Origin of the sequence: Methylobacter luteus IMV-B-3098 (genome assembly GCF_000427625.1) — a bacterium.
Lineage (GTDB): Bacteria > Pseudomonadota > Gammaproteobacteria > Methylococcales > Methylomonadaceae > Methylobacter > Methylobacter luteus.
The window spans coordinates 484646-510311 of the sequence record NZ_KE386569.1 but is presented as its reverse complement, the minus strand read 5'-3'; the positions used below and the strand labels follow the sequence as shown (position 1 = coordinate 510311).

The 25666-nt window shown below is 48.1% G+C and carries 21 protein-coding genes; 5 read left to right on the top strand and 16 right to left on the bottom strand.

The features are described from left to right. Positions 1–22: 22 nt before the first annotated feature. The 5 genes from METLU_RS0104375 to rapA form a co-directional block, all read right to left on the bottom strand. Positions 23–2524: an EAL domain-containing protein gene (locus METLU_RS0104375; protein ID WP_081679013.1), complete on the bottom strand. Its 2502-nt coding sequence runs from the start codon at positions 2522–2524 to the stop codon at positions 23–25. Continuing rightward, positions 2505–2942 carry a response regulator gene (locus tag METLU_RS0104370; RefSeq protein ID WP_027157168.1) on the bottom strand — a complete coding sequence of 146 codons (438 nt, stop codon included), beginning with the start codon at positions 2940–2942 and terminating at the stop codon, positions 2505–2507. The genes METLU_RS0104375 and METLU_RS0104370 overlap by 20 nt, the downstream gene beginning before the upstream one ends. Then, positions 2939–5524 (bottom strand): sensor histidine kinase, encoded by a 2586-nt coding sequence (locus METLU_RS0104365; RefSeq protein ID WP_231383544.1) that lies wholly within the window; start codon positions 5522–5524, stop codon positions 2939–2941. The genes METLU_RS0104370 and METLU_RS0104365 overlap by 4 nt, the downstream gene beginning before the upstream one ends. A gap of 205 nt (positions 5525–5729) precedes the next feature. Further along, positions 5730–6557, bottom strand: coding sequence for a CvfB family protein (locus METLU_RS0104360; protein WP_027157166.1), 828 nt, complete (start codon positions 6555–6557; stop codon positions 5730–5732). Between the two features lie 189 nt (positions 6558–6746). Continuing rightward, a complete protein-coding gene (gene rapA / locus METLU_RS0104355; RefSeq protein WP_027157165.1) occupies positions 6747–9518 on the bottom strand; it encodes an RNA polymerase-associated protein RapA in 2772 nt (923 codons plus the stop codon). Positions 9519–9894: 376 nt separating this feature from the next. On the opposite strand from rapA, the gene METLU_RS0104350 reads away from it, so the two are divergent. From METLU_RS0104350 to METLU_RS0104340, 3 genes are all read left to right on the top strand, one after another. Beyond that, on the top strand, positions 9895–10245 hold the full coding sequence (locus METLU_RS0104350; protein ID WP_027157164.1) for a hypothetical protein: 351 nt from the start codon (positions 9895–9897) through the stop codon (positions 10243–10245). Positions 10246–10417: 172 nt separating this feature from the next. Next, a complete protein-coding gene (locus tag METLU_RS0104345; protein WP_027157163.1) occupies positions 10418–11038 on the top strand; it encodes a DUF3313 domain-containing protein in 621 nt (206 codons plus the stop codon). 81 nt (positions 11039–11119) lie between these two features. Beyond that, positions 11120–11356: a TIGR02647 family protein gene (locus tag METLU_RS0104340; protein ID WP_027157162.1), complete on the top strand. Its 237-nt coding sequence runs from the start codon at positions 11120–11122 to the stop codon at positions 11354–11356. A 144-nt stretch (positions 11357–11500) separates the two neighbouring features. Here METLU_RS0104340 and rpoH read toward each other — a convergent pair whose 3' ends face one another. The 6 genes from rpoH to METLU_RS0104310 all read right to left on the bottom strand — a co-directional run bounded on the left by rpoH (position 11501) and on the right by METLU_RS0104310 (position 17530). Continuing rightward, positions 11501–12358, bottom strand: a complete 858-nt coding sequence (rpoH, locus tag METLU_RS0104335) for an RNA polymerase sigma factor RpoH (protein WP_027157161.1) — start codon at positions 12356–12358, stop codon at positions 11501–11503. An 82-nt stretch (positions 12359–12440) separates the two neighbouring features. Then, positions 12441–13355, bottom strand: a complete 915-nt coding sequence (gene ftsX, locus METLU_RS0104330; protein WP_331271286.1) for a permease-like cell division protein FtsX — start codon at positions 13353–13355, stop codon at positions 12441–12443. A 192-nt stretch (positions 13356–13547) separates the two neighbouring features. Continuing rightward, a complete protein-coding gene (ftsE, locus tag METLU_RS0104325; RefSeq protein ID WP_027157159.1) occupies positions 13548–14204 on the bottom strand; it encodes a cell division ATP-binding protein FtsE in 657 nt (218 codons plus the stop codon). An 8-nt stretch (positions 14205–14212) separates the two neighbouring features. Continuing rightward, on the bottom strand, positions 14213–16189 hold the full coding sequence (ftsY, locus tag METLU_RS0104320; protein WP_027157158.1) for a signal recognition particle-docking protein FtsY: 1977 nt from the start codon (positions 16187–16189) through the stop codon (positions 14213–14215). 14 nt (positions 16190–16203) lie between these two features. Then, positions 16204–16800, bottom strand: coding sequence for a hypothetical protein (locus METLU_RS0104315; protein WP_027157157.1), 597 nt, complete (start codon positions 16798–16800; stop codon positions 16204–16206). Then, positions 16793–17530 (bottom strand): SURF1 family protein, encoded by a 738-nt coding sequence (locus tag METLU_RS0104310; RefSeq protein WP_027157156.1) that lies wholly within the window; start codon positions 17528–17530, stop codon positions 16793–16795. The genes METLU_RS0104315 and METLU_RS0104310 overlap by 8 nt, the downstream gene beginning before the upstream one ends. An 80-nt stretch (positions 17531–17610) precedes the next feature. Between METLU_RS0104310 and METLU_RS0104305 the strand changes: the two genes are divergently transcribed. Then, positions 17611–17862: a twin transmembrane helix small protein gene (locus METLU_RS0104305; RefSeq protein ID WP_027157155.1), complete on the top strand. Its 252-nt coding sequence runs from the start codon at positions 17611–17613 to the stop codon at positions 17860–17862. Between the two features lie 73 nt (positions 17863–17935). Here the strand turns inward: METLU_RS0104305 and METLU_RS0104300 are convergent, their stop codons facing one another. From METLU_RS0104300 to METLU_RS0104275, 5 genes are all read right to left on the bottom strand, one after another. Next, positions 17936–18799 (bottom strand): cytochrome c oxidase subunit 3, encoded by an 864-nt coding sequence (locus tag METLU_RS0104300; protein ID WP_027157154.1) that lies wholly within the window; start codon positions 18797–18799, stop codon positions 17936–17938. Positions 18800–18811: 12 nt separating this feature from the next. Continuing rightward, positions 18812–19357: a cytochrome c oxidase assembly protein gene (locus METLU_RS0104295; protein ID WP_027157153.1), complete on the bottom strand. Its 546-nt coding sequence runs from the start codon at positions 19355–19357 to the stop codon at positions 18812–18814. A gap of 202 nt (positions 19358–19559) precedes the next feature. Beyond that, positions 19560–21173: a cytochrome c oxidase subunit I gene (ctaD, locus tag METLU_RS0104285; RefSeq protein WP_027157152.1), complete on the bottom strand. Its 1614-nt coding sequence runs from the start codon at positions 21171–21173 to the stop codon at positions 19560–19562. Positions 21174–21228: 55 nt separating this feature from the next. After that, on the bottom strand, positions 21229–22662 hold the full coding sequence (gene coxB / locus METLU_RS24455; RefSeq protein WP_231383691.1) for a cytochrome c oxidase subunit II: 1434 nt from the start codon (positions 22660–22662) through the stop codon (positions 21229–21231). 511 nt (positions 22663–23173) lie between these two features. Next, complete coding sequence (locus tag METLU_RS0104275; RefSeq protein WP_027157151.1) at positions 23174–25018, bottom strand: hypothetical protein; 1845 nt, start codon at positions 25016–25018, stop codon at positions 23174–23176. A 248-nt stretch (positions 25019–25266) separates the two neighbouring features. On the opposite strand from METLU_RS0104275, the gene METLU_RS0104270 reads away from it, so the two are divergent. Then, positions 25267–25647 carry a YajD family HNH nuclease gene (locus METLU_RS0104270; protein WP_027157150.1) on the top strand — a complete coding sequence of 127 codons (381 nt, stop codon included), beginning with the start codon at positions 25267–25269 and terminating at the stop codon, positions 25645–25647. Positions 25648–25666: the final 19 nt, after the last annotated feature.

Sequence of the window (25666 nt, the reverse complement as noted above, 5' to 3'; positions counted from 1 at the left end):
TATTTTTATTGGCCTATAACTTTCACCAATGCCGTCCTTCCCGCAGCAAATCGATCATCTCGTTCTTGCGCAAAGGACGGCTGACATGATAACCCTGCGCCAGATCGCAGTCATGGGCACGCAGGAAGTCGAACTGCTCTTGGGTCTCCACGCCTTCGGCGACGACTTCCAGGCCGAGCTTTTTGCCGAGTGTGATGCTGGTTTCGACGATGGCCGCATCGTTGGCATCGCGGGTCAGGTCGTGCACAAAGCTCTGGTCGATCTTCAGCGCATCCAACGGAAAGCGCTTTAGGTAGGACAGCGATGAATAGCCTGTGCCAAAATCGTCGATAGCAATGCGCACGCCCAGCGCCCGTAACTTCTTCAGAATCTCGGCGGCGGCGGCCGGGTCCTGCATGATGATATTCTCGGTCATTTCCAGCTCCAGCGCATTCGGGGGTATGCACTCCTGCTTCATAACCCGGCACACCTTATGCAGCAGTTCCGGATCGTTGAACTGGGAAGCCGATACATTGACGGATATGCGCACATCATGAAGCCCCATTTCTCTGAATTCGGCGCAAGCCTGGCTTAGGATCCACTCGCCTGCCTGCATGATCAATCCGGATTCCTCCAGCATTGACACGAAGCCGGCCGGCGATACCAGACCGCGTTGCGGATGCCGCCAGCGGATCAGCGCTTCCATGGCAACAATGCGGCCGCTGGTAAGCTCAACCTGAGGCTGGTAATAGACAATAAACTCATTGCGTTTCAAGGCCAGGCGCAGATCGGTCTCCAGCGTCAACAGTTCGTGGCTGCGAGCGTTCATATCCGGCGCATAGAAGCGGTACTGATTATGGCCCGCCGCGATAGCCCGGTACATGGCCGTGCCGGCGTTGCGCAATAATTCTTCGACACTGGCGCCATCATGCGGATAGATAGCGATACCGGTGCAGAAAGTGATGTAGGTTTCCTGGCTGCCCAGTGATATTGGACGCTCGAAAGCGGCATAAATCTTGCGCAATACGTCCAACACGTTTTCCGAACGTGGCAGATCGCCTGCTATCACCGCGAACTCGTCACCGCCTTGGCGAGCGATCGTGTCATTAGGGCGTAAAGCGGCCTGCAGCCGATCGGAAATCTGCTGGAGCAAGGCATCGCCGACCGCATGCCCCAGGCTGTCATTGATCCGTTTGAAATTATCGATATCCAGAAACAATACGGCTACAAAATTATTAACATGCCGGGCGCGCTCCAGTTCCGCGGTGAGCCGGTCCATCAGCAGAATCCGGTTCGGCAAGCCGGTCAGAATGTCGTGAGTAGCCTGATGCTGCAATTCGGCCTCGAAGCGCTTGCGCTCGGTGATGTCCCGGACAATCGTGGACAGGTATTCGACCTCACCAGCCGCATCGTGATGCGCCAGCAATACTTGCGACACCGGAACTTCTATTTCGTCTACACGCCGCAAGGCCGTCTCTCCGGACCAGGTGCCTTCCCGATAAGCGATAGGCAACGCCTCGCTCTCCAATTGATGGGTTATACGTTCGGGAAACAGTTCTTTCAGACAGACCTTACTGATCTCCGTCTTGGGATCGAGGCCAAGCAAGCGGTAGCCGGCATTATTGAGGTAACGCAAACAGCCGCTGGGATCAAGGATTGCGACCAGGTCGGTCGTAGCTTCCAGAATGGCGACCAACTGGGCGCGCGCTTCTTCGGCCTTGACGCGTTCAGTGATATTGCGGCCTGTGGAAACAAAATGAGTGACGCGCCCCTGCTCGTCCTTCAGAGGGGTGATGACCTTCTCTTCATAGAACAGCTCGCCATTCTTTTTACGGTTAATCAAGGTGCCTCTGAATATCTCGCCTTTGAGTACCGTTTGCCACAGAGCCTGATAAAAAGCCTGACCGTGCTGGCCGGATTTCAATAATGAAGGTTTATTGCCCACGGCTTCGATGCGTGTATAGCCGGTCAGCCGCTCGAACGCCGGATTGACGTATTCAATGCGGCCTCCAGGATCGGTAATGACGACACTGTCGGCCGCCTGTTCCACGACCAGGGACAGTTTGCGCAGCATCTCCTCGGCCTGACGTCGCTCGCGGCGCAGTTGCGCTTCTTCAAGTTCGCGCTCCACGGCCGGCACGAGGCGCGTCAGATTGCCCTTCATAACATAGTCCTGCGCGCCGGACTTCATCGCCAGCACGGCCGTATTTTCGCCGATCGTGCCCGACACAAAGATAAAAGGCAGATCGAGGTCGTGCTGCCTGACCACTTCAAGCGCGCGCATGCCGCTGAAGTGCGGCATTGTATAATCGGACAGCACGATATCCCAATGCTGCCGCAGCGCCTCGGTTAAAGCCTGTTCCGTCTCTACCCTTTGCCAATCGACAGACCGGCCTCCCTCTATCTCCAGTTGATCCACCAGCAGCAGCGTATCGTCTTCGGAGTCTTCAACGATCAGTATGCGCAAAGGTTGCGTGGTATCTACCCGCTTCAGCATAACATCATCACCTTGCTCTAAAATCCGGTCAGTCGGGTGGCGGCTCATTGAGCAGTATCCAGTACAGCCCGAGCTGGCCTGCCGCCCGCACAAATTCGTCGAAGTCGACCGGCTTGCGGACATAACTGTTGGCGCCCAGCATGTAGCCCTTGAGCCGGTCTTCCTCTTCATTCGATGAAGTCAGCAAGACGACCGGCAGCAACTGAGTGCGTTCATCTTCCCGGATGCGGCGCAACACTTCGAGACCATCAATCTTGGGCAATTTCAGATCCAGCAGCACGACCAGCGGCAAATCATGGGGATCTCGCCCGGCATAAGCTCCCGTGCCGAACAGATAATCCAGTGCCTCGGCGCCATTGTGCGCCACGACTATCGTGTGATTAATATTATTTTTCTCAAGGGCGTGCAGAGTTAGCGCCTCATCGTCAGGGTTGTCTTCCACCAGAAGAATGACCTTTTTGTTCATAAATCCTCCCGAGCTTCCAGCGTAAAATAAAAGGTCGCTCCCTGTTCGACCTCACCTTCGGCCCAAATGCGCCCGCCGTGCTTATGAATAATCCGTTGCGCGGTCGCCAGTCCGATGCCGGTGCCGGGAAATTCGCTGGTATCGTGCAGGCGCTGGAAAGCGCCGAACAGTTTTTCGGCATAAGCCATATCGAAGCCGGCGCCATTGTCGCGCACGAAATAGGCCGGTTCATCATCCTGCATTTGCCTGCCGAATTCGATCCGCGCCTCGGGTCGTTTACTCGTGAACTTCCAGGCATTGCCCAGCAGATTGTCCAGCACGATGCGCAGTAATCGGGCATCGCCCCAGACGATCAGCCCCGGCTCTACCGTACACTCTACAGCGCGGTCCGGTTCCTGCTTGCGCAACTCCTCGATCACTTCGTTGGCAAGCGCGCTTAAATCGATGTCTTCGCGTTTCAGTTCGGATCGAGTGATGCGTGACAGTTTGAGCAAATCATCGATCAACGCCGCCATGTGCTGGGCGGCGGCACGCACCCGTTTCAGGCGATCTTTGCCTGTGTCATCGAGGCGGTCGGCATATTCGTCAAGCAGGATGCGGCTGAAGCCGTCCACGGCGCGCAACGGCGCGCGCAGGTCATGCGAAACGGAATAACTGAAGGCTTCGAGTTCGTGGTTGACCGATTCCAGAACCATGGCCCGATCGTGCAAGGCCGTATTCAGTTGCTGGATATGCCGTTCGATTTTTTTGCGTTCGCTGATATCTTCGATGATGCCGTCAAAATAAAGATTGCCGGCGCTGTCTTTTTTCATGGCGGCGCTGACGGCGGCTGAAAACTCGCGCCCTTGCAGGGTAACCAGCTGTATCTCTTCATTGCCGACAAATCCCTGTTGCATGATTTTGTCTATGAATGTTTGCCAGCAGTCCTGATCCCGGCACAGATCCCTGACGGGGAGCGCCTGCAATTGGCCGGCGGACTCCGCTTCGAACATGGCGACGATGGCCGGGTTGACTTCCAGGAAAGATCCATCCGCCGTTGGCGCTTGGCGATAAACGCCGACCGGCAGATTGTTGACCAGCTCTTGGTATTTGGCGTGCGCCTCGAGCTGTGCCCGTTCCGCCCGCTTGCGCTCTGTAATATCGCGGATAATGCTGGTTACGAACAATTCCTGATCCATCTTGAACGGGCTCAGGTTGATTTCCACCGGAAACTCGCTGCCATCCTTTCGGCGGCCGTACAAATAGAGCCCTATTCCCATTGGCCGCACTACCGGATTGGCCGTATAAGCTTGGCGGTAATCTTCATGGTGCTCGCGAAAGCGCTCGGGCACCAGCAGATCGACCTGTTGACCCAGCATTTCATTGCGCGTGTAGCCGAACCATTTCGCGGCCTGCGCATTGACCAGTGTAATGCATCCTTCGCGATTGGTAATAACGATGGCATCCGGCGCTGATTCGACCAGCCCGCGAAAGCGGGCTTCACTGGCTTTCATATCTTCCTCGGCCTGTCGTCGCCGTACTCGATAGTGGGCAATGAACCAGCTGACCACGCCTAATAACAAGGTTAAGGCGGTGAATGCGAGCCCCCGGGCCAAAACAACCGATTTCTCGGCAAGCAATTCAGCAGGTACACGGGTGACCAGTAGCCAGCGTTCATCGCTGGCAATAACACTATTGCCGGTTTCTCCAAACAGCTTACTCGGCGAGATTGCGCCGTAGGTGAACAAATCGCCGTTAACCATGAATTGCTGTCGCTCGGGGTGCTCGACCATAGATGTCCACGCATCGCCATAGTCGTTTGCAAAGAGCTTGTTCGTGCGTTCCGGATACATGAAGCCCCATTCATCTTCAGGATGGCGGCCTATTAGCCAATAACCTTGGGCATTAAGCAGCCATAGGCTGCAGATACTTTGTCTGGAAATTGTCTGGAGCTGGTCGATCAGGCGCTGCCCTCGATAGTTCAGCAGAATGATGCCGCGTTTTTCTCCCTGCCGGTCAAACACCGGTGTTCCGAAGCGGATCACGGGCTTTATCGGCTGCTCAATCGTATTGCGTTCGATGCTGAGATCGAATGAGGAAATATAGATTTCGTCCTTTTTCAGGGCGAGCGCCCGCTCCACAAAATAAAGATCGGACCTGTCCTGCAATTCCCTAGCCGGTACGATCACTGGCTGTCCCTGGTTCCAGCTGATGCGCACTCGTTCCTGCCCTTTTTCATCCAGAAACCGGATCTGGTCATAAAGTTTGCGGTATTTGACGAAGACCAGCAAATCATCGCCTAAACGCCGCCAGATCTTGGGAGATTTGATTTGAAGCCAGTCATGCAGCACTGGCTGATCCCTCAGATAAAGAATATCGCCGTGCAATATGCTCAATTCTTCAGCGACGGTTTGGCTTGCGATCTTGACAGTCTGCCGTCCTTCGTCACGCATGAAGGCCAGTGCCGATTCTTCGTGGATTATATTGACGATCCCAAAAACGACAGCCAGCACCAGTGTCAGCAACACCCATATAAAAATGCACTGGCGTATTATCAACCAATGCTGGCGATCCTTGTTTTCGATAAAAAACCTTCCATTCATAATGGTTACCACCATTTGAGTTTGTCGTTTTTAGTATCGTACTGAACCAGTGCAATAACTTTTTATAATTGCGTCGAAGCCTATCTTTTATTTACTTTTGAAAATCTGACCGATACCGGCGTTGAAAATTCGAAAAACTTGAACTTATATTTGCTGGCGCAATCGCATTTAAATCGCTTAAGAAAAACCGGGGCCTGAAAGCGTGTCAGACCAACCTGATCCCGTCTGTTTCAATGCGGATAAGCTGCTTCTTGTACAAAGCACCAATGGCCTGCTTGAAGACTTTCTTACTGACTCCGAATGCCTCATAAATGGCTTCTGGCGGGCTTTTATCGCTCAGATTCAAATAGCCGTCGTTTTGCTTCAGCCTGGACAGAATTTTATCGGTCAGCGATTCGACTTTGCCGTAACCGGGCTCATGCAGCATCAGATCAATTTTTTTGTCGTCCCTGATCTGCTTGATGTAACCCTCCAGCTTCTGCCCTTTTCTGAGAGGCTGGAATACTTCGTTTTTATACAGCAGTCCCCAATGGCTATTGTTGACGACAGCTTTATAGCCCAGGTCGGTTTTATCGGCGATGATCAGCGACACTTTCTGGCCTGTTTTGAAATAGACCGATTCTTCCTCCAACCATTCGTCCAGTTTGGTCGTCGCGGCAATGCGCCCTTTATCATCCAGAAATAATTTGACCAGATAGGACTTGCCGACTTCCATTTCATGATGCTGTTCACTGAATGGAACAAGCAGATTCTTGGGCAGTCCCCAGTCCAGAAAAGCGCCGACGTAATTGACCGACACCACTTTCAGCCAGGCTACATCATCCACCTGCGCCAGAGGCTTTTGCATCGTCGCGGCCAGATGGCCTTCCGAATCGACATAGACGAATACGTCCAACGTATCGCCCACCTGGCAGTTGACCGGCAGTTTTTTATCGGCCAGCAGAATCTTCCTGGAGGTTCCGCTATCGAGATAAATCTCGTAGCCCAGCTGTTTAACGACTTTCAGCTTGTTGATTTTGCCGATGTTGATCATGAATAAATACTCGATAAATCTGTAGAGGATGGTTCGTTCATAAGATACAGTTAGGCGCTATGCTCAGCGTTTGTCAAGAAATCAAGGATTTGGTTAAAAATAGTTTCCCGATTGCGAATGAAATCAGCTTTAATGGGGAGCGGCTGGCTAAGCCCCCCCACAGGCTCAAAATTATTTCATGCACATGCCTTAGCTGGTGATAACAAACCGCACGGCATCAAGCCTCAATTGCGCCACCTGAATATTTTCATGCAGCAGCATCGTTCTATCCTTTAACAGCTCGATTTCTTCCTCTTTAATGGTCGGATTGACTTTTTTCAGTCTGGCCAAACGTTTTATCTCACCGGTCAATGAATCCAGCATGGCCTTGGTCGCATCGGCGATCAGCACCTGCATGTCGGCATTGGCTTTTTGCTCGGCCTTGTCCAGCATCTTGACCAGATGCTGGCGCTGACCGTTTATAAACGCCACTATTTTCTGCTTATCGAAAGTAGTTCCTGTCTCAACCAGGCTGCGGTGCCCTACGGTGTCACTCAAGTCTTTGATATTTTGATCAATCAGTACCCGAATCGGCGTGGCCGGCAGGAAACGGCCGACTTGTAATTCGGCAGGCGCACTGCATTCGACAATAAACAGGCACTCCAGCAAAAACTGCCCGGCTTTAAGATCGCGGTGTTTGACCACGCTGATCGCGGCATTGCCGGTTTCGCTGGACAACACCAGATCCATGGCCCCCGTTACCATCGGATGTTCCCAGGTCATGAACAGCATGTCTTCGCGCGCCAGCGCACAGGCCCGATCAATGGTTACGGTGACGCCGTCTTCGAGCAGGCCAGGAAAATGGGCAAGCCGTAAATGCTCGCTGGGCCTGAGAATGAAACAATCCGGCGAATGAAACTCGGTGTCAACGCCGTAACACTCAAACACATCTTCCATATAGGGCCAAAGCACGCCTTCATGCTCATAAACCTTGATCTGGTCGATCATGGCCTGGGCCTGCTCCTTGCGGCAGGAATTCAACTCCAGCAGTTGATCACGTCCGTTGTGCAATTCGATTTCGATTTCCGCCGTCAGGGCTTTCGTTTTATTGATAAACGCGCCTATCTCGGCCTGATTTTCGGTCTGTAGAAAAGCGGTCAGTTCGTCGTGCAGCCTGTCGGCGACCGGCTGGGCGGCCGAACAATTGCTGCGGAAGGCGTTCAGCCCTTCGTCATACCAGCGATACAGCCGATGCTGCTCGGTATTTTCCAGATAAGGCACATGAATCTGGATCACATGCTTCTGGCCGATACGGTCAAGCCGCCCGATGCGTTGTTGCAGTAAATCGGGATTGGTCGGCAAATCAAACAGAATCAGGTGATGGACGAACTGGAAGTTGCGGCCTTCGCTGCCGATTTCAGAGCAGATCAGCAGCCGCGCGGTGCTTTCCTGATCGGCAAAATAGGCGGCGGCGCGGTCGCGCTCGATAATCGACATGCCTTCATGGAAAACCGCCGAGGCAATACCGGCGCGATTTCTCAGGGTTTGTTCAAGGTCTATCGCCGTTTGCGCATGCTTGCAGATCAGCAGAGCTTTCTGGCCGGTCAGTTGCTTGATTTTATCGACCAGCCAGATATAGCGCGGGTCTTGTTGCAGATCATCACTATTAGGTTGTCCGGTTAACGCATAGCCGTAGCGTTCCCGTTCAGGAAAGCCCTGCACCGTTTGCCGGGAATTTCTGAACAGGATGCGGCCCGTGCCGTGATGATCCAGCAATATCTTGATCAATTCACCGCGCGCCGCCGGCGCTTTGACGGCATCGTTCAGATTTTGCAGCAAGGTTTCCACATTGTCGTTTTTAAGCAATGTACACAACGAGGCTGTGGCGGTGGCATCCAGCGGTTTTCCAGCCAGCAACATCTTGGCCGCGTTGGCGACCGGTTCAAAAAGTCGCTCTTCTTCGAGGAATGCCGCAAAACTGTAGAACCGGTCAGGGTCCAGCAGTCTTAACCGGGCAAAATGGCTCTCCTTGCCCAACTGCTCCGGTGTAGCAGTCAGCAATATCAGGCCCGGCGTCTGCTGAGCCAGACGCTCGACGAACAGGTATTCGGGACTGGGCGCATCCTCGCTCCATTCTAGATGATGCGCCTCATCGACGATCACCATATCCCAAGCCACCTGTAGCGCCTGCTGCTGGCGGCGTGGATAGGCGGCGAAAAAGTTCTGGCTGCACAGCACCAGCTGTTCGGTTGAAAACGGGTTATCGCCCTGCGTTTCAAGACAACGTTCCTCATCAAAAATGCTGAACCGCAGATTGAAACGCCTGAGCATTTCAACCAGCCATTGATGCAGCAAGCTTTCCGGCACCATAATCAGGACCCGGTTACTCAGCCCATTGATCAGCCGGTGATGCAGGATCAGGCCGGCCTCGATAGTTTTGCCTAAACCCACTTCGTCAGCCAGCATGATTCTTGGCACGGAACGGTTAGCCGCCTCCTGAGCGATAAACAACTGATGAGGAATCAGCGAAGTCCGCCCGCCGAGCAAACCTTTAACAGGCGATTGTTGGTGCTGCTGCAATCTGCGCCAGGTTTCGTAACGCAGCTGAAACCAGGCGCTGGGATCGATTTGCCCCGTAAACAATCGATCCTGAGGTTTGTTAAATTGGATATGGTGATTTAGTTCCACTTCATCCAGGCGAACTTCCTGCCCGGACTCATTTTTAGCGATATAGGTAATCAAACCATTCTGTTCGACTAATCTGATTACCTTCAACTTGATCTCGTCTATCGATTCAATCTGGTCGCCCGATGAAAACCGGACACGGGTTAATGGTGCGTTATCGCGTGCATAAACACGTCTTTCGTCACTGGCTAAAAAAAGTACGGTGACACGATTGCCTGTTACCTCGAGAATAAGCCCTAAACCGAGTTCTGACTCGGTATTGCTGATCCAGCGCTGACCGGGGATGAAATTTTCCATTTATTGATATGCCACTAAAAAATAATAATTTAATCACAAATTATCATCATTATAAGCGTTACAATAATTTGTTGTGGCAATTAATTATTTTGTTTTTTGAATAAAAAACAAGAAGAACTATACTTCCAAGGTTCAGCTGTAGTTTGATGTGATAGAAGTGGCCATTGAAAAGAATGCGAAGATAATATGCCAGTCGTTATAGCAGCCTTATATCGCTATTTGATTTTTATCCACTTCAACATCAAATCACACCTTGGCAGCATTTGTTAAGCATCCATTAAGGTTTAGCGGCCTACTATTTCTCAAAAACCTATGACTGCAACCGTACTGGTTAACGCCCCTGCTCTAAACTAAATCATTTATTGAGAAGGATTCTATGAAAAAGTTGCTTTTTTTAATTCAATTGGCTGCGCTTGTAGCGGTGTATTCCTCGCCCTCTTACGCGTCCGGTGGCCATGGCAAGAAACATGGCCGAGGCCACCATAAACACCGTGAGGTAGTGGTGGAGAGACACTATTACCACGAGCCTGAAGCCAGATATTATCCAGCACCGCCGCCCCCGCCCCAGCCTCGGTATTCAAGTCCTGATCAACGGTCCACTCAAGGACTGGTAGGAGGCGCGGTAGGCAGTGCTTTAGGCTATGAGCTCGGCAAAGGTGACCCCGTCGCTTCCGGCCTCGGTGCAGCCGCAGGGGCCTATATTGGCAACGGCATGAGCGGCCGCTAACAATCCCCTTCCTCAAAATGAACACCAAACCTGCCTGGGTTCTTCTTCGGGCAGGTTTTTCCGCCTTTCAAAATGATCAAGTAAAAAACGTTTTCGGCTATTCTACCTATCCGGTGAATATGCACTACACTTATAAGCTGAATTTCAATATCAGCTTGGATAACTGTATTTTATGCCCATATTTATTCGCGTCGCATTCATTGCTCTTGTCTTATTGAGCACCGGTTGTGGCAGAGCCTATCAGACAGAACATATAGAAACGTCTAATTTCCTGGATGACTATTCGCTACTTAAAGGAGGTCAGCAAGGTGAGGCCCTGCTGAGTTACTGGAAAAGCGGGACGGACTGGGCTTTTTATAAAAAAGTGATTGTTGATCCTGTCGCTATCCGCAAAACCCCCGATTCAAAACTCAATGAATTGCCCCATGCCGATAATTACCGGCTTAAGGAACTGTTTGATTATCGAATCCGCGAAGCTTTGAAAACGGATTTCAAATTAGTCACCAAACCCGGTCCCGATACGTTGCGTATCCAGTTTGCCATCACCGACGCAGATACGGAATCCTATATAGGCAAAGCCAGTGTTGAAGGCAAAATAACCGATTCGCAAACCGGTGAATTACTCATGGCTTCGGCCGACAGCCGGGCAGGCGGCAAAACATTAATTGGCATATTCAATGGTTGGGATGATATTGCGCTGGCCTATCAATACTGGGCCGCACAGTTAAGTTATCAGCTCTGCGAAAAACAGGGCCACAGCCCGTCGTGCCGGAAACCGAAATCACCTGCCTGAACCTTTAACCGTAAAAAATACGCGCTTTGCCTCGAAAAGCATTATGCTATCGGCTCATAAAATAACTCACGAGGATTCACCATGCCTTATACGCAAGATATTGTAGAGGAACTAAACATACTGGTCCGTTACAACCTCACTACCACACAAGAAGGCATTAAGGTTCACAAGACAGCGACGCCGGAAACCATTAACGCCACCCGGCGCTTATACGATAAAGGTCTTATCTCGCAGAAAGACGGCGGTTATCTGACCAGCCTAGGCCGTGAGGTTACCGAGCAGGCCCAGGCTATTCTGGACATACTCAAACCCGCCTGAAGATGAAAGATGTTCTCGCCCAGTTCTTGATATTTCGTTGATTATCATTCCTGCGCTGATTGCTACGATTGATTCAAAGCGAACAAATAAAAAAGGCTTGGCGGTTAAACCGCCAAGCCTTTTTTGTTCAACATGATGAAACGATCAGGCTTCAAGCACAACCGCTGCCCGCAATTTTTTCATGGCATTTTGTTCCAACTGCCTGATTCTTTCAGCAGACACATTGTAACGCTCGGCCAGCTCGTGCAAGGTGGCTTTTTTATCCGCCAGCCAGCGGCTGGAAAGAATGTCCAGGCTGCGCTCATCCAACTCCGACAAAGCTTCGGATAATAAATTCTGCTCATGCCCTCCCCAATCTTCATTTTCAAGCAATAAAGCCGGGTCAGTACCGTGTTGCTGAAGATAGTTCACAGGCGCTATATAGTTTTCTTCCTCGGATTCATCGCTGGGCATATCAAAAGCCATATCCCTGCTATCCAGGCGTTTCTCCATTTCATAAACGGTATCGACATCGACATCCAGATCCTTGGCAATGGCCGTTGCTTCGTCATTGGACAGCCAGCCCAGATTCGCTTTGGATTTGCGCAGATTGAAGAACAGCTTCCGTTGCGCCTTTGTTGTCGCAACTTTTACGATACGCCAGTTCTTGATGACGTACTCGTGAATTTCGGCTTTGATCCAATGCACTGCAAAAGAAACCAGTCGCACGCCAACATCAGGGTCAAAACGCTTCACAGCTTTCATCAATCCGATGTTGCCTTCCTGAATAATATCCGGCATGGGCAGGCCATAACCGCTGTAGCCTCTCGCAACGTGAACGACAAAACGCAAGTTGGACATCACCAATTCCCGAGCCGCTTCCAAGTCGCCGTGATCTCTAAATCTCAAGGCTAATTCACGTTCTTGATCAGCAGTCAATCTAGGCATCTGCCTGACAAGATTCAAGTAAGCGTCAAATGTTCCGACTGACAAATTAACGGGTAAAGCTAATGCACTACTCATGGTATCCCCTTAGTAAAAAACTTAAATCGAATTCTAGCACTCCGCTTTTAAGAGTGCTAATAATTTTCTAAGTTCCACTGTTCTACTCGGGCTTCAGCTGTTGGAGCTGGTAACTAAGCACAGCCCACGAACCCACTATGCCTAGTAATGAGGAGATAAACAGCAGCGCGAAGGTCTCCGAATAACTCAAAAACAGCAAATGAAAATCCCCTTCATACAAGCCGGAAAGTTCCTCGATAGGGTGTTTCACAATCAGCATCATCACGGCAACGATAAACCATGCCGCCACGCCTGCAAAAAAGCCAAGCCAAAATCCACTGTATAAAAACGGCCGTTGAATAAAGCTGTTAGTAGCGCCTACCAATTTGGCAATCTCGACTTCCTCCCGACGGTTATGCAATTCCAATCGTATGGTATTTCCGGCAACAAACAATACGGCGATTCCCAGCAACAAACTTAATGCAGAGCCGGTGCGCCGCGCTAATTCCATGAAAGATTGCAGACGCTTGACCCACTGCATATCCACTTGGGCAAAATCGACTTCAACGGCCTGTTTAAATGAATTAAGCAACTTCTCAAGTTCCCCTCCATTTTCAAGAGTATTTTTCGGTAAAACCTGAATGACGATAGGCAGCGGATTTTTTTCCAGCGCAGTAACAGCCTCGCCGAAACCACTGTATGTCCGAAACTCTTCCAAAGCCTGGTTTTTAGTAATTAATTTGACTTCCTGAATAACCGGATTCTGCCTTATGCTTTCTGCAAACTTTTTAGCGCTTGCATCGGAGACATCATCACGCAGAAACAACGATATTTGATTGCTTGCCTCCAAATTACCGGACAACTGTTGAAGATTCGCTACTGTAATATAAAAAACGCTGGCCAGTGAAATGGCAATAGCCAGCACGGTTATGGTCATGATGGACGTATACGGCGAATCCACCAAACGTCCGAGACTGGAAAAGAGTGCATGGGCATGCAAGTCAAGATAGGCGTGCAATTTATCCCTGAAATCGCCGCCCGAGACTCTGGTTTTCGGACCATCCGGTCTGGTTTGCGTTGCCGTTTTATTGGTTGGATGATGTCTGTGGGGTCTTGCGGGTATTTTTTTTTCCCGAGCATCATATAGACTTCTGAAAATCATCATCAAGATACTTGGAAAGCTAGCTTTATTTCTTCTGCGCTTCATTGTTTAGCCCGCAACCAGTTGCCCATGATCCAGTTTTAAAACGCGATAATTCATTTGGTTGATTAATGAGATATCATGCGATGCAATCAATACGGTGACGCCGACCTGTTGAAACTGCTCAAACAAATGCATGATTTCTGCTGACAGTTCCGGATCCAGATTCCCGGTTGGCTCATCGGCTAAAATCATCGGCGGCTTATTGACGACAGCTCTGGCGATCCCGACCCGCTGCTGTTCGCCGCCGGACAAAGCCAGCGGGTATTTTCTTTCCTTGCCTAGCAAGCCTACCTTATCCAACGCCGCGCGCACCCTACGGGGAACTTCATGGTGTCCATAGCCCGCAATCAGCAACGGCAGCGCCACGTTATCAAAAACTGTCCTGTCCTGTAACAGCTTATAATCCTGAAAAATCAGACCTATTTTTCTTCTTAGGTAGGGGATCTGACTTTCCTTTGCCTGATTGACGTTGTGTCCGTCCAATAAAATTTGTCCGCGGCTGCAGCGCTCGATGACCGCAATCAACTTCAATAAGGTACTTTTGCCGGCCCCCGAATGGCCGGTTAGAAAAGCCATCTCGCCGTGCTGCAAATGAAAACTGACATTGCGCAACACATCTCCGGTCTCAGGATAGCGCTTGCTGACTTTATCGAACTTTAACATATCGGTTTTCAGTCTTTGACAAATAATGCGTCTACAAAAGTTTCTGCGTTAAAGTCCTGCAGATCGTCGATGCCTTCGCCTATGCCTATATAACGGATGGGAATGCCGGACTGTTTGGCCAGAGCGAAAATGACACCACCTTTTGCCGTACCGTCCAATTTGGTCAATACCAATCCGGTTAAGGCAACGGCTTCATTAAACAGCTTGGCCTGGGATAATGCGTTTTGACCTGTACCGGCATCTAGTACCAATAATACTTCATGGGGCGCTGTATCATCCAGTTTGCCCATGATTCTTTTTACTTTTTTCAATTCGTCCATCAAGTTTGATTTCGTATGCAATCGGCCTGCTGTATCGGCAATCAACACATCAATCCCTTTTGCCTGCGCGGACTGGACGCCATCATAAATAACCGATGCGGAGTCAGCGCCGGTATGCTGAGCCACCACATGAATATTATTACGCTCACCCCAGGTTTGCAGCTGCTCGACGGCCGCCGCTCTGAACGTATCGCCGGCCGCCAGCATGACGCTGTAGCCTTGAGCTTGCAGACGCTTGGCCAGTTTACCAATGGTTGTGGTTTTACCGGCGCCGTTAACACCAACCACCAGAATGACAAAAGGCTTATCCTGCTTAGGAATTTCCAAAGGCTGGCTGCAAGGTTGAAGCATAGCCAGCAATTCCTGCTTTAGGGCCGATGACAGTGCGGCACTGTCATTCAGCTGATGCCGCTCGACACGCTCAGTCAATCGCCTGATGATTTCCGTCGTGGCATCCATACCGACATCGGCCATTAACAAGCGGGCTTCAATTTCTTCCAGCAAGTCCTCGTCGATTCCTTTTTGTCCCAGAGGAATAGTGGCCAATACCTCGCTAAGTCCGGAGCGGGTACGTTTCAGCTGCGACTTGAGGCGTAAATAAAGAGACTCGGGCGCCGGCTCGACATAGATTTCTTCGGCGATAATACCGGAAGGCGCTACAACTGCGCTGGGCTGCGGCGCTTCAGCATGGGTGTATCTGCTGTAAAAACTAATGACGATTAGCGGCAGCATCAGTAACGCCGAAAAGGCATTATGTGTCACGACTATCCATAAAGGCATAGCCAGCTTGACACTGACAATGCCCAAAGCAATTTGCACAAACAGCAACAAACTCAACAGCAATCCGGCTTTTCTTACAGGTTTCGGATAACGTTCAGAAGTAGCGCTCAGCATCACCAGACTGAGCAGAATAAAACTGACCAGCGCACCCACCCTGTGTAGCCAATGCACCGCGACTTGTGCATCATAAGAGAGAACACCGCTATAACCTGTGATTAAGCCGTTGAATAAATTAAGCGCACCTTGATAATCGGCTTCAGGCCACCAGTATCCGTTGCACTGCGGAAAACCGGTACAAGCCAATGCAGCGTAATTCGTACTGGTCCATGCGCCTAAAATAATCTGCAAGAACAGAACCAGCATGGCAAAGCGGGCAAAATTTCCAGGGCCTGTGCGTGATTTTGATACAGAAACCAGTGGGTTTAGCCGCAAATACAGCCAGGACAGCACCCAGAAAATCATCATTCCCAACAGCAGATGGCCGGTTACGACAATCGGCATGGCTTGCGTTTTGACAATCCATAGACCCAAAGCTGCCTGCAGTCCGAACAAGAGCACCAGAGACCATGAAGTTGCCACTGCCGTCAGGCGTGCCTGTTTCTGGCGCCAGGACATCAAAGCCAGCAATACGATAAATATGCCCAGGAAAGCCGCCAGATAGCGATAACTCATTTGCTTCCATGCTTTTATAATATCGAGCGGCTTATCGGGAAATGCCTGTGCACCCTGGGATTTAAAATCCGCATCATCACTAATCACGAACTGACCATAACAACCTGGCCAATCAGGACAGCCAAGCTCCGCTCCCGATAAACGAACATACGCTTCCAATACGATCACTATTAACGCTAAAACGGCGCTAAAGAGGGTTATTTTTCTAAACATTTTTTATTTTTCTATTAGCCGATTTGTGAAATTTTCAGAAGATGCATCAGATCATTTTTTACTTTGTAAGGGTCGAACCCAGGCTCATATTGCATCATTAAATTGCCTAATGGATCCATTAACAGCAGCATACCATCGGGTACACCGTCCTGCCTGATGGCAGCGATTTTTTTAATAAGCGCTTCATTGGGTTTGATTCTTAATAAGCGCGAGTCCTCTTTCCACCACAATGCGGCGGTTTCCGGCGCCACTTCCTTAAAAATCAGGGCGACGCGGCGAGTTCTGGTCAAATCCTTGCTCATCATTAGCTGCAATTGTTTGGTTTTATATAGGGCCTCCCGGCATACTTCATTGCAATCATCATGCGGAATCACATTGACGATCAGCCAGTGCCCCGGCAGTTGATCCATATTCTGCGCTGTAAACTGATCAAACCCTGTTAAATCGCTTCGTTCAGTTGTAATAACGGGGGTTATGAGTTCGCCGTGATTAGTTCTGCCCTTTAAGAGACCTGGATTTTCTTTTAGTCCCCAGGCAATTAAAAAAGGAATGACAGACATACCAAAAATAGCCAGAATTAATAAACGATTTCTTTTTTGCTGATTATTCATTGTCTTTTTTAATACTGTACCAAATAAATATAAGCGTAAGTGTCAAGGCCAGTCCGAACCACTGAACCGCATACCCAATATGTTGCTCCGGAGACATGACTGTTGCGGTACGCCATTCGCGCTTAAAACCGCCGGATAAATCTTGATCCAGCTCAATCTGGAATGGGAATAATGGATAGCCTAACTTTTTAGCCAGAATACCACTATCGACTCGCTGAACCACCGAAGGCCAAGTATCAGTCGGGATCTCGGCGCCGGCCAATTTTATACCGACACTAGGGAAACTATTAATCCGGCCAGCAATAATTGTTTGTAGCTCATCAACAGGCACGTCAGGCAATATTGACCGGTCCTTGTTTAAAGGCACCCATCCCCTGTTTATCAATACTGCCTTGTTCTCTCCCTGTAATATAAACGGCGTCAGCACATAATAGCCGACCTTGCCATCGCTGATTTGATTATCTATCAAAAACTGATGCGCTTGATCATAACTGCCGATCACTGTTACATGCCTGTATTTCAACATATCCAGATCATCTTCGACATCTGCCGATAAATGCAACGTACCTGAAGCCAGTCTTTGCTCTTCCAGCTTGATAAATGCCTGTTTCTCATCCGATCTTCTTAATTGCCAGGCTCCCAATGACAACAGCAATGATAATAGACATAGGTAGGCTATTGTCGGGATTATTTCGAACTTCAATGACCTACGGCCAATTTTAATATTCATACTTTTTTACTTTAACCTATTGGCACAGGCAGCTGAATAATCGAGAATACCAGAACCTTACTTGCCTGCATAACTACATCATGATTATAAAAGCCATCATTATTATTGCCTTCGTCCTGATTATCATCAGTCTTGGTTCCGCACTTTTTTATCTGGTTAAATACAAAGATCAGGAACAATCCGAAAAAACAGTCCGGGCACTGACTTTTCGCATTACTCTTTCAATCCTTTTGTTCATTTTTATTTTTATCGCCTTTGCTACAGGTCTCTTTAAACCTCATGGATTGGGTGTTCAAATGCACGGACAAAAACCGGTACAAACTGATAAATAATTATCGCTATCGTCCCGACAAAAAAAAAGCGCTGCCGGTTTAGGCAGCGCTTTTTTTCAGCCTTGTTTTCAGATTACATTAAATAAACGAATACAAACAAGCCTAACCATACAACATCAACAAAATGCCAGTACCAGGCGGCAGCTTCAAAAGCAAAGTGATTTTCCGGTTTAAAATGACCTTTCCAGCTACGGAACAACACAACGCTCAGAATGATAGCACCTACGCAGACATGGAAACCGTGGAAACCGGTCAACATAAAGAAAGTAGAACCATAAATACCGGAACCTAATGTCAAGCCCATTTCAGTATAAGCTTCATGATATTCGAAGGCTTGAAAAGCCACGAACAAAAAGCCCAAACCTACAGTCGCGATCAAACCTTTGATTAATTGATCACGCTTTTTGGCCAGCAAGCCATGATGCGCCCATGTACAGGTTACACCGCTGGTTAATAGAATCAAGGTATTCAGAAAAGGCAGGCCCCAAGCGCCCATTGGCTCGAACTCACCACCGACATTGGCAGGACCATTAGTCGGCCAGCTAGCTTCAAATGATGGCCACAGAAGTTCTTTAGTTGCCGCACCAGTGCCTTCACCGCCCAGCCAGGGCACCGATAAATTACGGGTATACCAAAGCGTACCGAAGAAAACCCCAAAAAACATAATCTCTGAAAAGATAAACCACATCATACCCATACGATAGGAAATGCCTACCTGAGTATTGTACATGCCGGATTCGCTTTCACCAGCTTGTAAGGTAAACCATCCGGTCAGCATGATAATAAAAACAACCAGGCCCATAATCATCCAGGCTGAACCCATGGATGAACCATTTAAATGGTTCGCAAAACCCGCCAGCATCATCATTAAACCGGCAGTACCAATAACCGGCCAGGTAGCCTTATGCGGAATGTAGTAAGAGTGATTTGTAGACATGACCGTCCCCTATTATTTTTTTACTGATGTTTCAGTATTATCGAAAAATGTATATGCGAGTGTAATTGTTCTATATTTTTCAGGTAACTCAGGGTTCACAACAAAACGCACGGGCATGGTTTTGCCTTCCCGCGCCTTGAACGTCTGTTCTGAAAAACAGAAACACTCTATTTTTTTAAAATATTCAGCAGCAGGTCCTGGCGAAATACTTGGAATTGCCCGGGCTACCATCGCCTTATCAGTCATGTTTTCTGCGTAGAAATTCACTGTATGGTATTCGCCCGGATGAATTTTTAACTTCTTTGTTTCCGGGCGGAATACCATCGGTGTCGATTCATTCAACGCAGCCATGAATTCTACGGTAATTTCTCTACTTTTATCAATTTCATAACTCGCTTCCTTGACTGCTGCGCCTTCAACTTTGCCATTGATTCCTGTGATATCGCATAACACGTCATAAAGAGGAACTAGCGCATAGCCAAAACCAAACATACCCAATACAACAAACACTAATGTGACAACTAACTTAGCGTTCTTTTGCGTAATGTCTTCTTTCATTGAGAAACTGCTCTTATTACCGCAAAAACATAAATAATGACCGCTATGATAATTAGAACCACTGCTGTCAAAATATTCTTCTTTTTTGTATCCATATTTCACCTGATACATTGCCTGTTATTCAGACAATATATCTAAATTACACCTTGATGAACATAATCTAGCTCCACTGCTTCACTTGAAGCAGTGGGTATTGAATATCTTAGATATGTTCAGTCGGCACAGAGGCTGGAGGTGTTGTAAAAGTATGATATGGCGGAGGCGATGGCAAAGTCCATTCCAGGCCATGTTTATGTGCATCTTCCCACACTTCATCTGTTGCTTTTATACCAGTGCCGCCTTTAATGGTATCAATCACGATCCACAAGAACAGCAACTGGCTGACTCCGAAGATGAAGCCACCAATACTTGAAATCATGTTCCAGTCAGCAAATTGAACCGCATAATCAGGAATTCTGCGCGGCATGCCTGCCAGACCTAAGAAATGCTGAGGAAAGAACAGAACATTGACTGATATAACAGACAACCAGAAGTGCAATCTGCCGATTCTCTCGTTGTACATATTACCGGTCCATTTAGGCAGCCAATAATAGCCCGCCGCCATCAAAATAAAGACAGAAGCCGGAACCAGCGTGTAGTGAAAGTGGGCAACGATGAAATAAGTATCGTGGTACTGGAAGTCAGAAGGCGCTATAGACATCATCAGTCCAGTAAAGCCGCCCATGGTAAACAGTACGACAAAAGCGATCGAGAACAGCATCGGCGTTTCAAACGTCATTGACCCTTTCCACATGGTGGCCGTCCAGTTGAAAACCTTAACGCCAGTCGGAATCGCAATCAGCATGGTTGCATACATGAAGTACAACTCGCCTGCAATTGGCATGCCGACTGTAAACATGTGGTGAGCCCACACGATGAATGACAGAAAGGCAATCGATGCAGTTGCATAAACCATTGAGCTGTAACCGAACAAAGGTTTACGGGCAAATACCGGGATAATAGTAGAAGCCACGCCGAAAGTGGGCAAAATCATGACATAAACTTCAGGATGACCAAAAAACCAGAAGATATGCTGATAAAGAACCGGGTCGCCGCCGCCAGCTGCATCAAAGAAACTGGTATCAAAAAAGCGGTCCGTCAACAGCATGGTTACCGCACCGGCGAAAACCGGCATGATAGCAATCAACAGGAAAGCGGTAATCAGCCAGGTCCAGACAAACAACGGCATTTTCATCAGCGTCATGGCTGGGGCGCGCATATTGAAAATAGTCGCGATAATGTTAATAGCCCCCATGATGGACGAAATACCCAGCAAATGCACCGAGAAAATCGCGAAAGGCAATGCGGAACCGGTCTGCAATACCAATGGTGGATACAACGTCCAACCGGCTGCAGGCGCGCCGCCTTCCATGAACAAGGTGCTGGCCAGAAGTAGAACACCAGCTACGAGCATCCAGAAGCTCATGTTGTTCATACGGGGCAATGCCATATCCGGTGCACCAATCATCATTGGAATCATCCAGTTGGCCAAGCCTACGAACGCGGGCATAACCGCGCCGAATACCATCACCAAAGCATGCATGGTAGTCATCGAATTGAAGAACTGGGGATTAACAAACTGCATACCCGGCTCAAACAGTTCAGCACGAATGATCATTGCCATTGCGCCGCCGACAAAAAACATCGCCAGTGCAAACACTAAATATAAAGTGCCGATATCTTTGTGGTTAGTTGTAATAATCCATCTTAAAAGCCCCTTCTGAGGGCCGTGATCATGATGATCGTCATGTTCATGTTCAGCTACTACAGCAGACATATTTTATACCTCTATGAATATATGAAAAGATTTTATCGATAACAAAGTCAATGACTTACTCATCATCATCTTCAGCAGGCATAGCCGATTGCAGAGACTGAATCGCTGAAGGCTGTATAGAATCCCCTACCGAATTACCCAGTTTGTTACGGGTATATGTTACAACCGCGGCGAAATCAACCGCATTTAATGTTTTTCCGAAAGCAGGCATCATGCCTTTTCCATTCAACATCAAATCAACCTGAGCATTGATATCTCCTGTTGCCACAGAACTTCCCTTTATAGCAGGAAAAGTACCGGGTAATCCGGCGCCATCTGCCATATGGCACGACGCGCAGTTTTGGGCGTAAACAGATTCTCCGCGAGCCACTAAATCATCAAGCGACATTTCTTTGCTCGCATCCACTTTTTCTTGCGGCTTTTCTTTTGCAGCAGAAGCAGCTGGAGCAGTACCTGCCGGCAGCAATTCTTGTATCGCTTTAGGCTGTATTTCATCACCCACCGAGTTGCCTAATGCATTTCTGGTATAAGTGATAACTTGGGCCAATTCAGCCGCATTCAACATTTTTCCGAAAGCCGGCATCATGCCTTTACCATTCAGCACCAGATCGGTCTGGGCTTTAATATCCCCTGTCACTATAGCGCTGCCAGTAATAGCTGGGAATGTACCCGGAACGCCTTCACCACCGGCCATATGACAAGATGCACAGTTTTTCGCGTAAATGGCAGCGCCTTTGGAGACCAGTTCATCATGGCTTTGATCATTTAAATCAGGTCCTTTTGCCGCTTCTTCCTGAGTCTTTTTCACCCAGGCATCATAATCGGCCTGCTCCATCGCAACGACGACGATAGGCATAAAACCATGATCCTTACCACAGAGTTCGGTACATTGGCCGCGATAAATACCGGGCTTGTCAACAGAGGTCCAGGATTCATTAATAAAGCCGGGAATAGTATCTTTTTTCCAACCCAGATCAGGCACCCACCATGAGTGAATCACGTCAGCCGCTGTAAATACGAAACGAATTTTCTTTTTAGTTGGGATAACTAAAGGATTATCTACATTTAACAGATAATTAGGAACCGTACGAGGATCTATGCCCGAATCTATCTGTCGTGCCTTATTACTGGCTTCATCCAGATTACTGAAAAAATGGATACCGTTGTCCAGGTATTCATATTCCCATTTCCACTGCCAACCTGTAACTTTAATGGACATATCGGCATCTTGCACATCATCCAGTTCCATCATGGCTTTTGTTGCTGGAATAGCCATACCGATGAGAATCAGTGTCGGAATAATAGTCCAGATAATTTCAACAGTAGTATTTTCATGAAACTGCTCCGCTTTATGTCCTTTTGATTTACGGTGATGGTAAATCGAATAAAACATAGTGCCAAATACGACGATACCTATGAATACACATATCCATAGAATCAGCATATGCAGGTCATAAATATCATTACTGATCTCTGTAACCCCTTTCATTAAATTGAGCGTATATGCCGCCTGCGCTGTCCCTAGACCAAAAGTCATTAAGATCAGACCTGCGAGCAGTTGCTTTATTGTTTTCACGGAGCGCTCTCCTCGTTAGTAGTTATAAACTCTTGTATGCGTTTTATCGTTTATATCGTTTCGTAATTTCCAAGACGCACCAAAATTCGCCTTATGTCTCCTCTCTAAGAATTCTCACAAATAAACTGAGCAATTTTAACTCATGAAGCTTTTCTAAGCTAGAAGTCTATGGAATTTAAACCAATAAACGCCCACTTTATTGCTATCTATCTTGTGTATTGATCTCTACCTAGAAAAAGGACAGTTTTTGATTTGTGTTGATTTCTTATGACACATCAATGCTAATTGATGTAAGACAATTCTATTTGATGTAAAAACAATTCAACTTGATACAGAACAATTTTATGAATGAAACCGACAAATGAAACAGTCATGCGCTTTCAAATCTCACTTGAAAGCGCCAACCAATGACGTGATAAATTTTTTAGTGCAACTTCATCAGAAAAGCCGGATCAATTCGGCAACCACCAATTTCAGGACGATTCAGCAAATCCTGCTCGAAATCCCTGAAGGTCGGCAACTGAAACGCGATGCGACTGATTTTTCCACCGAAAAATGCAAACTCTATGGCGCCGCCTTTGATTCGAGAACTGCCATCCTTGGTTGTAAACAAGAAAATCCCTATATTCTCCGCTGACTTTCCTTGTTGTTCAGGCGCGGGACGAGCACAACTCAGCTCACTTATAGACAGGCCGGAAAAGACTTGCGCCAATTGACGAGCACTAACAATTATCCCTTCTCCAGGAACAACCACAGGGGCGGATGCTGCTGATGGCGCTGTTTGAGTCTCTGCCGCACCTGAAGATGAAGATACTGGGGGAACAGGTGAATTTAACAACGCTTCCAAGCCAAAATCACCCAAATGATTCTGTAGCAATACAGTGCCATCACCACCTTTCGCAGTGGATAATAAAGGAAACATCTGACGCGCCATTTCAGCCGGATTAGGACTTTTAAGCACTGAAATCAGCTGTCTTTCCACTGACTGCATCGGCGTAAAAAACTGTTCTTTTTTCTGCCTGGACTCGCCGATCAGATTCCAGTCCGACGGCGCATTAACGGACAATCCCATCGATTTCATGACAGTATAATCATCAGCTGCGAGACAATTACCGAAGCCCTTGCCGCGATAAGCCTCCAGAATTTTAGGACGAATCTCGTCGGCCATAGCCATCTGCCCGGATATGTTGTAGTTTTTCCAATCGCCGTTTTTGAGTAAAAAATAATAAAGTACGGCATTACGGTCAAACTTATTAAAGCCAAGATCCTTCAAAACCAGTTTTAATTTCCGGCAATTACTCTCGACTTCAGCATAATTATCCCAGTTAGGATTTAAATTCGGCTTTGCTGGATGCTGTGATTGCTCAATCAACTGCTGCAGAGTAATTTGGCCCGTGGTTGATTTCATGGGCGAATACCACATTTCTTCCAGCGATAAGTCTCGCGCATCGGGTATTCCGTCAGCAGTCGTTTTCAACAATAATGTCGGAAGAATTTCAGGATAAATCTTTAGCTCACCCAGTGGCTTGATGTTCGAGCCAAACGGATTAACACCGCCTTCCGTCACTTCATAAACCTTGAATACGGAATGATTGAGCGTGCCCGTCTTGCCTGAAAATGAAGTCGCAGCCGGCAGCGAGTGCGATTCTGAACTATGCTTGCCTGATGTCTGGACAGCAGCAGGTGCCGCTTGCTGGCTGCTTTTCACCCATTCGCTGGCAAACTGTCCCATAACGGCGACACCCATACCAACTCCAGTCATCGCCAGCAAGCTACTTGCGGCATTCACATCGCCAACCAGTTTCGATAAATCCAGATCACTATTGGCATTGGTATAGAAGTCATAATCGACCATGGTCTCTTTGCCTGAATCCAAGCGTATCCAGGGAGTGAGATATTGTTTTTTAGCATCGAACTTGAAATTGCATTTCCCTGTCGTAGCCTGATATAAAAAGCCGGTAGCTTCACTGTTGAACTTGAGAGCATTATTACGAATGCCATAAATCAGAGCCGCTGATAAATCGCCTTTGCTATAGGATGGCGCGATATCGGCACATCCGCTTTTTAGTACATTGTCCGCTTTGGAATCAAACTCTGAAATCAGCCGTACATAATAATCATCACCATCAATGACCGAAAATCCCTGCAGAGGCTGAAAAGAATGCGGCTCAATTGATGGAGGATCGATGGCAATTTGACGAGATGTTGTGCACCCTGACAAGATGAAACCAGCAAAGAAAATAAGTGAGGAAATATAACGAATTGACATGCATTAACCTTGTATCGCTAGCTGATCTGCGACTCAAGCCAAAAAAGAGGAAAATAATAGGACGTTCCCAGGGACTTTGTCATGCTTTATTTTTACCAAGCATCTCGGACAAACAAAAGCACATGAAAAAATAAATAGAATAAAAACGTTACGAAAAATCATATTTTAAGGTATATACAAGGCACTTATTTAACGATATCTTTCTCTAATTGTTTAAAAAGATCATAGCCAACCCGGCGAGAAACCACATGCCTACTAAAAAGACAAATCTTGATAAAGACAAATTAAATCAGATTGTTATTGAAGCTCGACGCAGTCAGGAATTGCGGGAACAATCCTATCGCGGGCAAGCCCTTAAACTGTACCCCTGGATATGCGGCCGTTGCGCGCGTGAATTTACGCATAAGAACCTGAATGAATTGACCGTTCATCACAGGGACCACAACCACGACAACAACCCTCCCGATGGTAGCAACTGGGAATTGTTATGCCTTTACTGCCACGATAATGAGCATTCGCGATATGAAGAAACCCGCTTCGGCAGCAGTCAATCCCATAAAGCGTCAGAATCGATTCCTACTCATAATCCCTTTGCAAATCTCAAATCCTTACTGGACAGCAAAAAATAATTGAGAAAAAGTTTATTGG

What these genes read in the sequence shown, in the direction of transcription:
- METLU_RS0104300 (WP_027157154.1), bottom strand. Translation starts at nt 18,799, where the DNA reads ATGTCTACAAATCACTCTTACTACATTCCGCATAAGGCTACCTGGCCG.
- METLU_RS0104275 (WP_027157151.1), bottom strand. Translation starts at nt 25,018, where the DNA reads ATGTCAATTCGTTATATTTCCTCACTTATTTTCTTTGCTGGTTTCATC.
- METLU_RS0104295 (WP_027157153.1), bottom strand. Translation starts at nt 19,357, where the DNA reads ATGAAAGAAGACATTACGCAAAAGAACGCTAAGTTAGTTGTCACATTA.
- METLU_RS0104350 (WP_027157164.1), top strand. Translation starts at nt 9,895, where the DNA reads ATGAAAAAGTTGCTTTTTTTAATTCAATTGGCTGCGCTTGTAGCGGTG.
- coxB (WP_231383691.1), bottom strand. Translation starts at nt 22,662, where the DNA reads ATGAAAGGGGTTACAGAGATCAGTAATGATATTTATGACCTGCATATG.
- METLU_RS0104305 (WP_027157155.1), top strand. Translation starts at nt 17,611, where the DNA reads ATGATTATAAAAGCCATCATTATTATTGCCTTCGTCCTGATTATCATC.
- rpoH (WP_027157161.1), bottom strand. Translation starts at nt 12,358, where the DNA reads ATGAGTAGTGCATTAGCTTTACCCGTTAATTTGTCAGTCGGAACATTT.
- METLU_RS0104315 (WP_027157157.1), bottom strand. Translation starts at nt 16,800, where the DNA reads ATGAATAATCAGCAAAAAAGAAATCGTTTATTAATTCTGGCTATTTTT.
- METLU_RS0104360 (WP_027157166.1), bottom strand. Translation starts at nt 6,557, where the DNA reads ATGATCAACATCGGCAAAATCAACAAGCTGAAAGTCGTTAAACAGCTG.
- METLU_RS0104270 (WP_027157150.1), top strand. Translation starts at nt 25,267, where the DNA reads ATGCCTACTAAAAAGACAAATCTTGATAAAGACAAATTAAATCAGATT.
- METLU_RS0104345 (WP_027157163.1), top strand. Translation starts at nt 10,418, where the DNA reads ATGCCCATATTTATTCGCGTCGCATTCATTGCTCTTGTCTTATTGAGC.
- METLU_RS0104375 (WP_081679013.1), bottom strand. Translation starts at nt 2,524, where the DNA reads ATGAGCCGCCACCCGACTGACCGGATTTTAGAGCAAGGTGATGATGTT.
- METLU_RS0104340 (WP_027157162.1), top strand. Translation starts at nt 11,120, where the DNA reads ATGCCTTATACGCAAGATATTGTAGAGGAACTAAACATACTGGTCCGT.
- METLU_RS0104310 (WP_027157156.1), bottom strand. Translation starts at nt 17,530, where the DNA reads ATGAATATTAAAATTGGCCGTAGGTCATTGAAGTTCGAAATAATCCCG.
- ftsY (WP_027157158.1), bottom strand. Translation starts at nt 16,189, where the DNA reads ATGTTTAGAAAAATAACCCTCTTTAGCGCCGTTTTAGCGTTAATAGTG.
- METLU_RS0104365 (WP_231383544.1), bottom strand. Translation starts at nt 5,524, where the DNA reads ATGAATGGAAGGTTTTTTATCGAAAACAAGGATCGCCAGCATTGGTTG.
- ftsE (WP_027157159.1), bottom strand. Translation starts at nt 14,204, where the DNA reads ATGTTAAAGTTCGATAAAGTCAGCAAGCGCTATCCTGAGACCGGAGAT.
- ctaD (WP_027157152.1), bottom strand. Translation starts at nt 21,173, where the DNA reads ATGTCTGCTGTAGTAGCTGAACATGAACATGACGATCATCATGATCAC.
- rapA (WP_027157165.1), bottom strand. Translation starts at nt 9,518, where the DNA reads ATGGAAAATTTCATCCCCGGTCAGCGCTGGATCAGCAATACCGAGTCA.
- METLU_RS0104370 (WP_027157168.1), bottom strand. Translation starts at nt 2,942, where the DNA reads ATGAACAAAAAGGTCATTCTTCTGGTGGAAGACAACCCTGACGATGAG.